Genomic DNA, 13,510 nt, shown 5'->3' with positions numbered 1-13,510 from the left:
AGAAAGGAAAACGTACGTAAACCCATTCACTAAGTATGCTATGATAGAAGAAGGCAAACAAAAAAGGCGTGACCTAAAGTCCGCGCCTTTCATAAAGAGTGTTAGCTAGGGTCTCTTAAATCCCATTTAACGGTTAAAATGACTTTATCAGCACGCTTTTTCACTTGTTCATAAGATTCAGCCACGTGCTCGTTCAGAAGCTGGATTTGTTCAGCAATAAAACCTGCTTCCATCTGAAAGCATGGCTCCTTTTGATAGGTAAGTCGATTTGATACAAGTGGTCCTTCGAGCTCAAACTCAATTTCCTGTTTTTTCGAATGGACCATCGTGAGAGTTCCCCATCCGGCATCATGGAAAAATTCGGGGATTTTCTCCCATGACTCTTGAGGGAATTTACGAGCAAGCAGCTTACCCGCAAAATACATCATAGATGAATGATCCTGACCCAAAATATCAGGCAGCAGAACTTCGCGTATCAGCTCGTAGGCAAATCCATTGACTTCAATTTCTTTTAGCTGTTCTAAGTTAGATTCGAATTTATTCATTGTACGGCTCCCCTCTTTCAACAATTTATTATAGCTTATGTGAGCATATGATGACAGAGTTTTCCCTGAAGTCTAAGAAATTCTTATTGTAGTAAAACGAATTTTGATTTAAAACTTTTAAATTTCGGAAAATTTTAATTTATGTACGCGGTTTCTTGACGCTTTTTTGACATAGGAGTAAAATGAAATTGTCAATAAATTTGAATAAAGTGCTTACAATTGAAAGAAGCGGGGGTAAGACAATTTTCAGCAATTGCACTTTTTACTAGGGGGTAAAGTAATGTCGGGGAACAAAGAATTTTTTTATCGGAGATTGCATTCTTTGCTTGGCGTCATTCCGGTCGGTCTATTTTTAATTCAGCACTTAGTGATTAACCACTTTGCGACGAATGGACCAGAGGCGTTTAACAAAGCTGCACACTTTATGGAACAGCTTCCATTCAGATATGCACTTGAGCTGTTCGTGATTTTCTTACCACTGATCTATCATGCTGTTTATGGGGTGTACATAGCCTTTACGGCACAAAACAACACGTCTCGCTTCAGTTACTTAAGAAACTGGTTGTTTAGACTGCAAAGGGTTTCAGGTATCATCACATTGATTTTTGTCACTTGGCACGTATGGGAAACACGAATTCAAGCTCAGCTTGGAGCTGAAGTGAACTATGACATGATGGCGAATATTTTAAGCTCTCCATTTATGCTAGGCTTCTATATTGTCGGCGTTTTATCTACTATTTTCCACTTTGCTAATGGCTTGTGGTCATTTGCTGTCAGCTGGGGAATTACTGTTTCACCACGCTCACAAAGAATCTCCACATATGTGACATTAGGTATATTTATAGCGCTTTCATATGTAGGGCTAAGAGCAATTTTCGCTTTTGTTTAAGAGGAAATAGATTAGTAGAAGAGGGAGAGGGGCTACAATGAGTAATTCTAGCATCATCGTTGTCGGAGGCGGCTTAGCTGGTCTCATGGCAACTATTAAAGCAGCAGAAGCGGGAACAGCTGTTAAACTATTTTCAATCGTACCTGTAAAACGTTCGCATTCTGTATGTGCACAGGGCGGAATCAACGGAGCGGTGAATACAAAAGGTGAAGGGGATTCACCTTATGAGCATTTTGACGACACGGTGTATGGCGGAGACTTCTTAGCCAACCAGCCGCCAGTTAAGGCAATGTGTGAAGCAGCGCCGTCCATTATCCATTTACTTGATCGGATGGGTGTGATGTTTAACAGAACACCAGAGGGATTATTGGACTTCCGCCGCTTCGGGGGAACACAGCACCACCGTACAGCATTTGCTGGGGCTACAACAGGCCAGCAGCTATTATATGCACTTGATGAGCAGGTTCGCCGCTATGAAGTAGCGGGGCTTGTCACGAAATATGAAGGCTGGGAATTCCTTGGCGCTGTGTTAGATGACGAGGAAGTATGCCGAGGCATTGTCGCGCAGAACTTAACAACAATGGAAATTGAATCCTTCCGTTCAGATGCAGTGATCATGGCAACAGGCGGTCCTGGAATCGTGTTCGGAAAATCAACGAACTCCATGATTAACACTGGATCTGCTGCATCTATCGTCTATCAGCAAGGGGCTCATTACGCAAATGGAGAATTCATTCAAATTCACCCAACAGCGATCCCTGGAGATGACAAGCTTCGTCTCATGAGTGAATCGGCTCGTGGTGAAGGCGGACGTGTTTGGACATATAAAGACGGGAAGCCTTGGTACTTCCTAGAAGAAAAATATCCAGCATACGGAAACCTTGTACCGCGTGATATTGCAACACGTGAGATCTTTGACGTATGTGTCGAGCAAAAGCTTGGCATCAACGGAGAGAACATGGTATATCTCGATCTTTCTCATAAAGATCCAAAAGAACTTGATATTAAACTTGGCGGCATCATTGAAATCTATGAAAAATTCATGGGTGATGACCCTCGTAAGCTTCCAATGAAAATTTTCCCTGCTGTTCATTACTCAATGGGCGGATTATGGGTTGATTATGATCAAATGACAAATATCAAAGGTCTATTCGCTGCCGGAGAATGTGATTACTCTATGCACGGCGGAAACAGACTTGGTGCAAACTCACTGCTTTCAGCCATTTACGGCGGAATGGTCGCTGGACCAAATGCTGTGAAGTACATTAGTGGTCTTGAAAAGTCTGCGGAAGACCTATCTTCTGCAACATTTGACAGCGCTGTGAAGAAAGAGCAGGAGAAATGGGACAACATCCTCGGCATGGACGGAACAGAAAATGCGTACGTGCTTCATAAAGAGCTTGGAGAATGGATGACGGATAACGTCACAGTTGTTCGTTACAATGACAAACTCTTAAAAACAGATCAGAAGATCGAAGAACTAATGGAGCGCTACAAGCAGATCAACATCAATGATACAGCTTCATGGAGCAACCAAGGCGCTGCCTTCACACGTCAGCTTGACAACATGCTTCAGCTGGCAAGAGTCATTACGATCGGGGCTTACAACCGAAATGAAAGCCGAGGCGCACACTACAAACCGGACTTCCCAGAGAGAAACGATGAAGAGTTCCTAAAAACAACGATGGCTACGTTCAAAGGAAAAAATCAAAAGCCTGCATTCCACTATGAGGACGTCGATGTATCGTTAATTGCACCTCGTAAACGAGATTACTCGAAGAAAAAGGTGGAGAAATAAGATGAGTGAAAAAAACACGATTCAATTCATAATCACACGTCAAGATACAGCAGATGGAAAGCCTTATGATGAAGAATTCGAAATCCCTTACCGCCCAAATATGAACGTCATTTCCGCACTCATGGAAATTAGACGGAACCCGGTCAATAAACAAGGGAAAAAAACAACGGCGATCAACTGGGATATGAACTGTCTTGAAGAGGTGTGCGGAGCTTGTTCTATGGTCATTAATGGAAAGCCGCGCCAATCATGTACAGCCTTGATTGACAAGTTAGACCAGCCGATTCGTCTTCAGCCGATGAAGACATTCCCGGTTGTGAGAGATTTGCAGGTTGATAGAAGCCGGATGTTCAATTCCTTGAAAAAGGTGAAAGCATGGGTACCGATCGATGGCACGTATGACCTTGGTCCTGGACCAAGAATGCCTGAGAAAAAACGTCAATGGGCATACGAGCTTTCTAAATGTATGACATGTGGTGTCTGCCTTGAAGCTTGTCCAAACGTGAATGATAAGTCTTCCTTTATGGGACCTGCACCGCTTTCGCAAGTTCGTCTATTTAACGCACATCCGACAGGTGCGATGAATAAGTCTGACCGTCTTGAAGAAATTATGGGGGACGGTGGTCTTGCGAACTGCGGGAACTCCCAAAACTGTGTGCAGTCTTGTCCGAAAGGAATCCCGCTGACAACGTCAATTGCTGCACTTAACCGAGATACAACTTTACAAGCATTCCGTAACTTCTTCGGAAGCGATCACGCAGAATAACATTACATTCAGTCCTCTTTGCCAATCATGATGAGTGTTTAAGAGGCTGGATGCAACATATAAACAAACGCCTCTTCCAATACGGGAGAGGCGTTTTGTTTCCAAATAAGGAGATGGTCAAGTGAGATTGCCGTCATATATTGAAGAACCGTTTGAAGAGTGGAGGGCATCCTTTCGATTTTATGTCGAAACGACCGTTCGTTTTTCAGAAACGGATATGTTTGGCCATATGAACAATGTTACCCCTTTTGTGTATTTTGAAGAGGCGCGCATTGCCTTTTTTCAAAAAACAGGAATTGTTGATAAACGGATGAAACGTGTGAGAGAAACCATGACAGTCGTCGCTAACCTGCAATGTGATTACATCAAGCAGGTAGAGATTGGAGAGAGGCTTCGTGTGTATGTCAAGCCGGAAAAGGTAGGCTCAAGCTCACTCATTCTTCATTATTTAGGAGAAAATGAGCAGCAGGAACCATGCTTTACAGGCTCAGTCACCATGGTGCAAATTAGTAAAGACACAGGCACATCTGTCCCATTTACTGAAGACGAAAAAGAGACATTTCAGGCGCAGCGAAATGAGTAGCATGCTGCCTCATCAACGTGTACGCTTCATTTTGTTATAATGAAAGCATCATATCAAGAAGAAACAAGAGGAGAACATATGAAGATTTTTCAATATGACACCATTGATAGTACAAATAATGAAGCGAAAAGGCTTATGCAGCAAGGAGAAAAGCCCTCATTTGCTGTCTATGCACGCCAGCAGACAGCAGGAAGAGGCAGACTCGGCAGGCCGTGGGAAACACCTTTAGGGAATGTGGCGGTAACCATGACAGTCTTACCGCCAGAAGAACTCTCCACCCAGTCAACGATCGCCCCGCTGACAGCACTAGCAATCTATGATGTGCTGAAACCACTCATAAGAGCGGACGATCAGCTGGCGATCAAATGGCCGAATGATATCCTCATTAATGAAGCAAAGGTATCCGGCACATTAATTGAAGCAGACCGCAGCGCCATTTATATCGGTGTTGGCATCAATGTAAAGACGAAGCCGGAGCATGTCCCATACAAAACCATTTGCTTATCAGAGATGACAGAGGTGAAAGCCGATCAGCTAGTGAAAGACCTGGCAGCGGCTTTTGAAAAATACCATACACGCTGGCAGAATGAAGGGTTTGAAGCACTCACTGCCCTTTATAATAAACGGTTATATCGTCTCAACAAGCCGCTTCGCATCTCGTTAGATCGTGAAAAACAAACATGGGAAGAAGGCATTTGCTACGGCGTTAACCGCTTTGGTCATCTTCAGCTAAAAGATGATAAAGGACAGATCAAAGCTCATTCTGCCGGAGATATTGATGCCCCGCTTCAACATTAAAAAAAGCAGACGTATTCTCGTCTGCTTCAGGCTTCTCTTTTAATATGAGGCTGCACAATATAATCTTGTTTCGTAAAGACAACCCCGTCTAGAATTTCTCTTGCGGTTCGAATGACTTTGACTCTGTTTTGAGAGATGTCAATTTCAGTTTGCATAATACCAGCAGGATGCCCAATACGAAGTGTGTCATCTTGCCCTTTAAACAGCTGAGCCGGAAGCGTTTCATCCAAGAAACAGCTGGCTGTCACGCAGACAGAGCCGGTAATGGCAAGTGCTTGGTGCGGTCTTTGCATCGATAGCATACGAACGATGATGTCCATATCGGCTGCTCTTCTCAAGATTCCATTAGTATCTACATAATCAGCAGGCTCGCTAATGAGCGCAAGCTTTGGAACAGCTGGAGACTGTAATGTCGCCATTTCTTTTGGTGCAAAGTGACACATTTCAGCAGCGATGGAACGAATTTCTTCTAAATCATCCAGTAATTCGTCTGTAAACTCTTCAGGCAATTCAGTTCCTTTTAATTGAATATCTTTGGCACGAACAAAGGCAATGGGATTTGCAATGTCAACGATCGAGATGGGAATCTCTCCAAACTTTGTTTGAATCGTATCAATTTTGTTTCCAGTCGGAAAGGTTTTACCTGTCACAGCGCCTTCAGGATTTTCAAAAGATAAATAAATGGGAGAACCTGTCCCTTTTACTCCTGGAATTTCTGCCTGTCCCTCAAATTTCACTTCTCCATTTTCGACTTCGACCTCTGCTGTAATGACTTTATTTGTGTTGGTATTGAGGATACGTACAGTCGTAATGGGCTCAACCGCTTGAACAAGTCCTTTAATGATGGCGTATGGTCCAACCGCTGATGAGATATTCCCGCAGTTCCCTTTAAAGTCGACATATCTCTCATTGATGCTGACTTGTGCAAACGTATAGTTCACATCCACATCTGGACGTGTGGCTTTATCGATAATGGCCACTTTGCTTGTTAAAGAATTACCGCCGCCGATTCCATCGACCTGCAACCGGTCAGGGCTGCCCATAATGTCTAGTAGGAATGCCTCGAGCTCATCGTGTTCAAATGGTGCATTGTTTGCTTGAATGAATACCCCTTTACTTGTACCGCCTCGCATGATTGTGATTGGAACTTTTCTCATTGCTCTCACCCTCAATTTTTAATGAACTGTTTATCTAATCAAAATGGTAAAGTATAATAAGAAATAAGTTAAATACATTATTTTAAGATGAATCAATAAATTTTTTTTATAACTAGTGAAAAAGGAGGGCACACAATGGATGAGAAAGACTGGCGGTTTTTAAAGGTGCTCTATGAAGAAAAGAACATCACAAAAGCGGCGGAAAAATTATTTGTCTCTCAGCCTGCCTTAAGCTATCGGTTGAAGCAGCTTGAAGAAGAGTTCGATATGAAGCTTTTCTTCAAAAGAAAACGAGGGATTGAATTTACGTCAGAAGGCGAGTACTTGGCTGCATATGCAAATGACATGCTCAAACAGCTTCAGCAAACGAAAGATGGCATGCTGAATATGCAAAAAAAGGTCAAAGGGACAATCCGGTTAGGGGTCTCAAGTAACTTTGCTCAGTATAAGCTCCCAGAAATTTTAAGAGAATTTTCTAAGCAGTATCCACATGTTCAATTCATGGTGAATACAGGCTGGAGCACAAAAGTCATGGATTTATTAGGCACATCAAGTGTCCATTTAGGGATTTTAAGAGGGGATTACGACTGGAATGGAGAGCGGTTTTTGCTCGATAAAGAGCGGCTTTGTATCATTTCAAAATCAGAAATCCAGCTGAAAGACCTCCCAAATCTGCCGCTCATTGACTATCATACAGATAGTTCATTAAAACGATTGATTAACAGATGGTGGCAGGAAACGTTCACCATGCCTCCACTTGTGACGATGGAGACAGACCGCCAGGATACATCAAAAGAGATGGTCAAGCATGGTTTAGGCTATGCCATTGTCCCAGAAATTTGCCTCAGACCAAGTGATGAGCTATTTGTAAAAGGTCTTTCGTATAAAGATGGACAGCCTGTTTTAAGAGATACATGGCTTATGTACCAGCCAGACTCTCTTCATTTATCTGTTGTGAAAGCATTCATTGAGTTTTTAAGAAGTCAGCAAGGCTGATTATAAAAGAAATTTATAGAATATACGAAAAAATCAATATTTTCATTATGAAAAAAGCTATTATATCCTTGAAATAGAAAGCGCTAACATATAGATCGCAAGTGCAAGGGGGCGCTTGCAGATCATGTAAAGAAGAGGATGGAGGGATATAAAGTGCTAGCTATTTTAGGGATCTTGATGGTCTTGACATTTACATTTCTCATTATGACAAAACGTATGCATCCGGTGGTGGCTCTAACCGTTGTACCTATCATATTTGCATTGATCGGTGGCTTTAACAAAGGATTAGGGGACATGATGCTTGATGGACTGAAAACTGTTGCACCATCAGCTGCTTTATTGTTATTTGCGATTTTATTCTTTGGTGTCATGCTGGATGCTGGATTATTTGATCCTCTGATTAAACTCATTTTACGTATTGTAAAAGGTGATCCTGTCAAAATTGCTTTTGGGGTAGCGATTTTGTCTATGCTTGTTGCTTTAGATGGTGATGGAACAACAACGTATATGATTACCGTATCAGCAATGCTACCACTTTTCTTAAGAATTGGGATGAACCCATTAATTTTAGGAACGATTTCATTATTGTCTTTAGGAATTATGAGCGGAATGACGCCTTGGGGCGGTCCGGCTACCCGTGCCATCGCGGCGCTTGGATTAGATGCTGGTGAATTTTTTATTCCATTAATTCCAACAATGGTTGGAGGCGGTCTTTTTATTCTTTTTACTGCGTATGTGCTTGGAAAAAAAGAGCGGAAACGAATTGGGGTTGCAGAGATTCAGTACAAAGAAGAGACCTCGATCTCCCCTGAATTGGCAGCGTCAATCGAAGATGGAGTAGAAGACATGAAAAGACCCAACCTCATTTGGGTGAACTTCTTCTTGACGATTGCGGTGATGGCGACACTTGTTTTAGATATCGTACCGATTCCAGTTCTCTTCTTAATTGGATTTGTCATCGCTCTCATGATCAACTATCCAAAGGTTGAAGATCAGCGCGAGAGAATTTTGTCGCATGCAGGAAATGCCTTAACGGTCATTACCCTTGTGTTTGCAGCTGGAATTTTCACAGGCATTTTTTCAGGGACAAAAATGGTGGAGTCCATTGCTAATTTGGTCATTTACATGATTCCGGATTCCTACAGCTCATTTTTTCCGCTGATTGTTGCTTTGACGAGTATGCCATTTACATTTGTTCTTTCAAATGATGCTTACTATTTCGGGGTGCTGCCAATCTTGGCTGAAGCCGGTGCAGCATACGGGATTGATCCGGTGGAGATTGCACGTGCCTCTATTATAGGACAGCCTGTTCACTTGCTGAGCCCTCTTGTGGCTTCAACGCTGCTTCTTGTCAGTATGCTGAACAAAGATATTGGTGATTTGCAAAAATATGCACTGCTATGGACCGTGTTAACTGCCCTTTTTACAACATTGATCGCTTTGTTGACAGGTGCCATTTCTATCTTTTAAATATGTGTATGAAAAGGACGATGTCTCAGGTAGGAGACTCGTCCTTTTTTGTGCGGATAAAAACGCACAAAATGGACGCTCATATGCGGGAATTCTCGATTTTAACGTCACCTACCTCGAGCAACCGGCATATGATATCTCGACTATACAGAATCCCATTCTATAGAGACTAGAGCTCTCACCTTAGCAAGGAGGGTTACAATACTTGAAGGAGAAAGAGTTTCAATCCAAGCCGCTATTAACCAAAAGAGAAAGAGAAGTATTCGAATTGCTCGTCCAAGATAAAACAACAAAAGAAATTGCAAGCGAGCTTTTTATTAGCGAAAAGACTGTTCGAAATCATATTTCGAATGCCATGCAAAAGCTAGGAGTCAAAGGTCGTTCACAGGCCGTAGTCGAGCTTCTGCGTATGGGTGAGCTAGAGCTCTAAAGTCAGCCGGTTTTCCTTCCATACAAGGGAGGAACCGGTTATTTCTATATGGTTTCCATGAGTCTCTTCTTGCATTTTCACTGAAAAACGAGGAAAATAGGAATGTACGTTTTAATCAAAGTGAGATGCTATAGTGAGGTATCAATGAAATGGAAACGAATGAGTTCGACCATGTAGCAGAGATTGAAAAATCATTGCGCCATATTGCTGCAATTATTAAGCAAAAAGGCAGAGAAATCCTGAATCAATATACGATTACACCTCCTCAATTTGTAGGGCTTCAGTGGCTTTATGAATTCGGAGATATGACAATAGGTGAGCTATCACAAAAGATGTATTTGGCTTGCAGTACAACCACCGACTTAATTGATCGAATGGAAAAAAGTGAACTTGTCGAACGAGTAAAAGATCCTTCTGACCGCCGCGTGGTTCGCATTCATTTATTGCCTGAAGGCGAGCGGATCATTCAAGAAGTGATTGTTAAACGCCAAGAATACGTCAGTGAACTTCTAGGGGCTTTCTCAGAAGAAGAAGCCATCGTTTTCAATCAATCCTTAACGAAACTACAGCAGCAAATGAAAAGAAAATGAGGCGATTTTGTTGGATCAACCAATTGGCGTCATTGATTCCGGCGTCGGCGGTTTAACCGTTGCAAAGGAAATCATGAGACAACTGCCAAAAGAAAAAATCATTTACGTAGGCGATACAAAACGGTGCCCGTATGGCCCTCGGAAAGAAGAAGAGGTTCTTCAATATACTTGGGAAATGGCACACTACTTATTAAGACATCATCATATTAAAATGCTCGTCATCGCATGCAACACAGCGACGGCGATCGCACTAGATGAAATCAAAGGAACGCTTGATATTCCGGTCATTGGCGTGATTCAGCCCGGCGCCCGCACAGCCATCAAGGTGACAAACAATCAGCAGATTGGTGTCATTGGTACAGCCAATACGATCAAAAGCGAGGCATACAAAGAAGCTTTGCTATCCCTAAAAGCAGGACTAGCGGTTCAAAGTCTGGCATGTCCGCTGCTTGTTCCCTTTGTGGAAAGCGGTACATTTTTAGATCAGACAGCAGATGAAGTGGTGAAAGATTCCCTTGAACCGATGAAAGAAACAGGAATTGATACACTCATTCTTGGCTGCACACACTATCCGATTTTAAAAGAGTCGATTCAGCGCTTTATGGGCAGTGATGTGAGCATCATTTCATCAGGGGACGAGACAGCGAGAGAAGCAAGTACGATTCTTTCCTATAAAGGGCTGTTAAATACCTCTAAAGAAGCGCCTGTTCATACATTCTATACAACAGGGCAGCAGCAAAATTTTGAAAACATCGCTCGTGACTGGTTTGGCTACCTGCCAGGGAAGGTCGAAACCGTATCACTCGAACATGTCTATCAGCAATAACCCCCTTCTATTTGAAGTGGGTTATTTTTTTATGAAAAGGGTCTAATCCGCAGGAGGAGCTCGTATACATAGTAGTACAAACTACTAGAGGAGGGTGAAGTATGCTGAAAAAAGGATCTACAGCAGCTGTGACGTGTATCGCGTCAGCCATGCTTTTGTCAGGATGCGGATTGTTTCAAACAGACCAAGCGAAAACAGAGATTGACCCGCCACAAAACGTCACATATGTGAAAGAAAATAAAGAAGATAAACAAACAGCGAAAGAAGGAAAAGAAGAGAAGAAGGCAGATACAGTCATGAGAGAATTATATTTAATTGATAAAAACGGGTATGTCGTTTCTCAATCCATTCCACTGCCGAAAAATGAGGGGAGTGCTAAACAAACCTTAGAATACCTCGTGGACGGAGGACCGATTTCGAACCTCATGCCAAATGGATTCCGGGCTGTTTTGCCGGCCGACACGAGTGTATCTGTCGACATTAAAGACGGAACGGCCGTAGTAGATTTTTCAAATGAATTCAAAAACTATAAAAAAGAAGACGAACAGCGCATCCTGCAATCGGTCACTTGGACGTTAACGCAGTTTGATTCTGTCGCCAAAGTCAAATTGAAAATGAATGGTCATGAACTAAAAGAAATGCCTGTGAACGGCACACCGATTTCAGATGATTTAAGCAGAGAAGACGGTATTAATATTCAGCACGAGGCTGCCGCTGATATGACATCGACAAAGCCAGTGACAGTTTATTACTTAGCTGAATCTGATGAACAGACGTACTATGTTCCTGTGACCAAAAGGGCGCCAAAAGATGAGGATGATCAAATTACAGCAGCCATTGATGAGCTCGTCTCTGGACCGAGCAAAAAAAGCCATTTGCTCACAGACTTTGATCAAGATGTAAAGCTGAATGATATCCCGAAAGTAAAAGACGGACATGTGACACTTGATTTCAACGAATCCATTTTCGGCAGCGCAGATGAAAAGAAAAAGGTGATTTCACAAAAAGTTCTTGATAGCATCGTGCTCACATTAACAGAGCTGCCGGACGTCAAAAGCGTATCCGTTAAGGTAAACGGCAAGGCTGAGCTTGTGAACGAAAAAGGAGCAGAGCTGACAAAGCCGGTTTCAAGACCAGAACAAGTGAATACAGGTAGTTTTTAACGGCACACATTGATATAATGGAGAAAAAGAGGCATGCATATTCGCTGCCTCTTTTTTATTCCAAGCGATTAGAACGAGCCGAGGTTGTCAAAGTTAGTAGGAGAACCCCGCTGGCATCCGCGCGGAATGTATATTGTAACGGAGGTAAATCATGAGATTAGATGAAAGACACTATGACGAATTAAGAAAAATTGAAATAGAGGCAGGCTACATTACGCATCCAGAGGGCTCTGTCTTAATCTCAGCGGGCAATACGAAGGTGATTTGTAACGCATCCATCGAAGACCGCGTACCTCCTTTTTTAAGAGGACAAGGAAAAGGCTGGATTACAGCAGAATATAGCATGCTTCCAAGAGCAACCGCTCAAAGAACCATTAGAGAATCATCTAAAGGAAAAGTGACAGGACGTACAATGGAAATTCAGCGATTAATTGGACGAGCACTCCGTGCAGTCGTTGACTTAGAAAAGCTTGGCGAGCGCACGATTTGGATTGACTGTGATGTCATTCAAGCAGACGGGGGCACACGCACAGCATCTATTACCGGTGCTTTTGTCGCCATGACGCTTGCGATTCAAAAGCTTCGAGCAGAAGGTGTCATCAAACAAAACCCGATCACTGATTATTTAGCGGCGATATCCGTCGGAATTGATTCTCAGCAAGGTCTTCTGTTAGATTTAAATTATGAAGAAGATTCTTCAGCTGAAGTAGATATGAATGTCATCATGACAGGTGCTGGACGCTTTGTTGAACTTCAAGGCACAGGCGAAGAAGCGACATTCTCAAGAGAACAGCTAAACGGACTACTTGATTTAGCCGAAAAGGGCATCAAAGAATTAATCGAAAAGCAAAAAGCAGTGACAGGAGAAGTCATCGAATAAAGAGAAGGGTTTGATCAGGATGAAAACAGCCATCATTGCAACGCACAATGCGGGCAAAGCGAAAGAATTCAAAGCCATTCTTGAGCCAAAAGGATTCACGGTCAAAACACTAGCAGACATCGGCTTTACTGAAGAGATTGAAGAAACAGGACAAACCTTCGAAGAAAATGCCATTATCAAAGCCGAGGCGATTCAAGCCAAAGCAGGTGAAATGGTCATTGCAGACGATTCCGGTTTGTCGATTGATTTTCTTGGCGGAAAACCTGGCGTCTATTCAGCGAGATACGCTGGTGAACATAAAAACGATGCTGAGAATGTAGAAAAAGTGCTGAGCGAACTTCAAGGCATTGAAAAAGAAGACCGCACAGCTAGATTCAGATGTGCCCTGGCTGTCAGCATACCGGGTAAAGAAACAAAGACGGTAGAAGGATCAGTAGAAGGCTTCATCGCAGAGGAACCAATCGGCGAAAACGGCTTCGGATACGACCCAATTTTCATCGTCAAAGACAAAGACCAGACGATGGCCGAGTTATCACCAGAGGAGAAAAACAAGATCAGCCATCGAGCGGTCGCGCTTCAAAAGCTTTCATCACTGCTAGACGCAAATGAATAAGGGGGA

The 13,510-nt window shown here is 42.8% G+C and carries 15 protein-coding genes; 13 read left to right on the top strand and 2 right to left on the bottom strand.

The window, feature by feature from the left end; genetic code table 11:
* Positions 1-101 precede the first annotated feature (101 nt).
* A complete protein-coding gene (locus CKW02_RS13110; protein WP_003216293.1) occupies positions 102-545 on the bottom strand; it encodes a YslB family protein in 444 nt (147 codons plus the stop codon).
* A 280-nt stretch (positions 546-825) separates the two neighbouring features.
* Between CKW02_RS13110 and CKW02_RS13105 the strand changes: the two genes are divergently transcribed.
* The 5 genes from CKW02_RS13105 to CKW02_RS13085 all read left to right on the top strand — a co-directional run bounded on the left by CKW02_RS13105 (position 826) and on the right by CKW02_RS13085 (position 5,379).
* On the top strand, positions 826-1,434 hold the full coding sequence (locus tag CKW02_RS13105) for a succinate dehydrogenase cytochrome b558 subunit (protein ID WP_003216544.1): 609 nt from the start codon (positions 826-828) through the stop codon (positions 1,432-1,434).
* Positions 1,435-1,471: 37 nt separating this feature from the next.
* Positions 1,472-3,232, top strand: coding sequence for a succinate dehydrogenase flavoprotein subunit (gene sdhA, locus CKW02_RS13100; protein WP_003216403.1), 1,761 nt, complete (start codon positions 1,472-1,474; stop codon positions 3,230-3,232).
* Position 3,233: 1 nt separating this feature from the next.
* Positions 3,234-3,998, top strand: coding sequence for a succinate dehydrogenase iron-sulfur subunit (gene sdhB / locus CKW02_RS13095; RefSeq protein ID WP_003216443.1), 765 nt, complete (start codon positions 3,234-3,236; stop codon positions 3,996-3,998).
* A 121-nt stretch (positions 3,999-4,119) separates the two neighbouring features.
* Positions 4,120-4,581 carry an acyl-CoA thioesterase gene (locus CKW02_RS13090; protein ID WP_003216642.1) on the top strand — a complete coding sequence of 154 codons (462 nt, stop codon included), beginning with the start codon at positions 4,120-4,122 and terminating at the stop codon, positions 4,579-4,581.
* Positions 4,582-4,659: 78 nt separating this feature from the next.
* On the top strand, positions 4,660-5,379 hold the full coding sequence (locus tag CKW02_RS13085; protein ID WP_034620606.1) for a biotin--[acetyl-CoA-carboxylase] ligase: 720 nt from the start codon (positions 4,660-4,662) through the stop codon (positions 5,377-5,379).
* A gap of 26 nt (positions 5,380-5,405) precedes the next feature.
* Here CKW02_RS13085 and CKW02_RS13080 read toward each other — a convergent pair whose 3' ends face one another.
* Positions 5,406-6,536: a 2-methylaconitate cis-trans isomerase PrpF family protein gene (locus CKW02_RS13080; protein ID WP_003216772.1), complete on the bottom strand. Its 1,131-nt coding sequence runs from the start codon at positions 6,534-6,536 to the stop codon at positions 5,406-5,408.
* Between the two features lie 135 nt (positions 6,537-6,671).
* On the opposite strand from CKW02_RS13080, the gene CKW02_RS13075 reads away from it, so the two are divergent.
* The 8 genes from CKW02_RS13075 (at position 6,672) to CKW02_RS13040 (ending at position 13,504) form a co-directional block, all read left to right on the top strand.
* Positions 6,672-7,532: a LysR family transcriptional regulator gene (locus tag CKW02_RS13075; RefSeq protein WP_003216318.1), complete on the top strand. Its 861-nt coding sequence runs from the start codon at positions 6,672-6,674 to the stop codon at positions 7,530-7,532.
* A gap of 153 nt (positions 7,533-7,685) precedes the next feature.
* Positions 7,686-9,002, top strand: a complete 1,317-nt coding sequence (locus tag CKW02_RS13070) for a CitMHS family transporter (protein WP_034620662.1) — start codon at positions 7,686-7,688, stop codon at positions 9,000-9,002.
* A 205-nt stretch (positions 9,003-9,207) separates the two neighbouring features.
* A complete protein-coding gene (gene gerE / locus CKW02_RS13065; RefSeq protein WP_003184172.1) occupies positions 9,208-9,432 on the top strand; it encodes a spore germination transcription factor GerE in 225 nt (74 codons plus the stop codon).
* 149 nt (positions 9,433-9,581) lie between these two features.
* Positions 9,582-10,022, top strand: coding sequence for a MarR family winged helix-turn-helix transcriptional regulator (locus CKW02_RS13060; protein WP_003216546.1), 441 nt, complete (start codon positions 9,582-9,584; stop codon positions 10,020-10,022).
* Positions 10,023-10,029: 7 nt separating this feature from the next.
* Positions 10,030-10,848 (top strand): glutamate racemase, encoded by an 819-nt coding sequence (gene racE, locus CKW02_RS13055; RefSeq protein ID WP_095117850.1) that lies wholly within the window; start codon positions 10,030-10,032, stop codon positions 10,846-10,848.
* Between the two features lie 101 nt (positions 10,849-10,949).
* Positions 10,950-12,011, top strand: a complete 1,062-nt coding sequence (locus CKW02_RS13050; RefSeq protein WP_003216461.1) for a GerMN domain-containing protein — start codon at positions 10,950-10,952, stop codon at positions 12,009-12,011.
* Positions 12,012-12,162: 151 nt separating this feature from the next.
* Entirely contained in the window at positions 12,163-12,891 is a 729-nt protein-coding gene (gene rph, locus CKW02_RS13045) for a ribonuclease PH (protein WP_003216792.1), read from the top strand.
* Positions 12,892-12,901: 10 nt separating this feature from the next.
* Complete coding sequence (locus CKW02_RS13040; RefSeq protein WP_169901759.1) at positions 12,902-13,504, top strand: XTP/dITP diphosphatase; 603 nt, start codon at positions 12,902-12,904, stop codon at positions 13,502-13,504.
* Positions 13,505-13,510: the final 6 nt, after the last annotated feature.

Source organism: Bacillus pumilus (assembly GCF_900186955.1).
In the GTDB taxonomy this organism is placed as follows: domain Bacteria; phylum Bacillota; class Bacilli; order Bacillales; family Bacillaceae; genus Bacillus; species Bacillus pumilus.
The sequence above is the reverse complement of the archived record's forward strand: the minus strand, read 5'-3'. Positions and strand labels throughout refer to the sequence as shown.

Bases quoted from the DNA above. Each gene is read 5' to 3' on its own strand.
- CKW02_RS13110 (WP_003216293.1), bottom strand. From the start codon at position 545: ATGAATAAATTCGAATCTAACTTAGAACAGCTAAAAGAAATTGAAGTC.
- CKW02_RS13105 (WP_003216544.1), top strand. From the start codon at position 826: ATGTCGGGGAACAAAGAATTTTTTTATCGGAGATTGCATTCTTTGCTT.
- sdhA (WP_003216403.1), top strand. From the start codon at position 1,472: ATGAGTAATTCTAGCATCATCGTTGTCGGAGGCGGCTTAGCTGGTCTC.
- sdhB (WP_003216443.1), top strand. From the start codon at position 3,234: ATGAGTGAAAAAAACACGATTCAATTCATAATCACACGTCAAGATACA.
- CKW02_RS13085 (WP_034620606.1), top strand. From the start codon at position 4,660: ATGAAGATTTTTCAATATGACACCATTGATAGTACAAATAATGAAGCG.
- CKW02_RS13080 (WP_003216772.1), bottom strand. From the start codon at position 6,536: ATGAGAAAAGTTCCAATCACAATCATGCGAGGCGGTACAAGTAAAGGG.
- CKW02_RS13075 (WP_003216318.1), top strand. From the start codon at position 6,672: ATGGATGAGAAAGACTGGCGGTTTTTAAAGGTGCTCTATGAAGAAAAG.
- CKW02_RS13060 (WP_003216546.1), top strand. From the start codon at position 9,582: ATGGAAACGAATGAGTTCGACCATGTAGCAGAGATTGAAAAATCATTG.
- CKW02_RS13050 (WP_003216461.1), top strand. From the start codon at position 10,950: ATGCTGAAAAAAGGATCTACAGCAGCTGTGACGTGTATCGCGTCAGCC.
- rph (WP_003216792.1), top strand. From the start codon at position 12,163: ATGAGATTAGATGAAAGACACTATGACGAATTAAGAAAAATTGAAATA.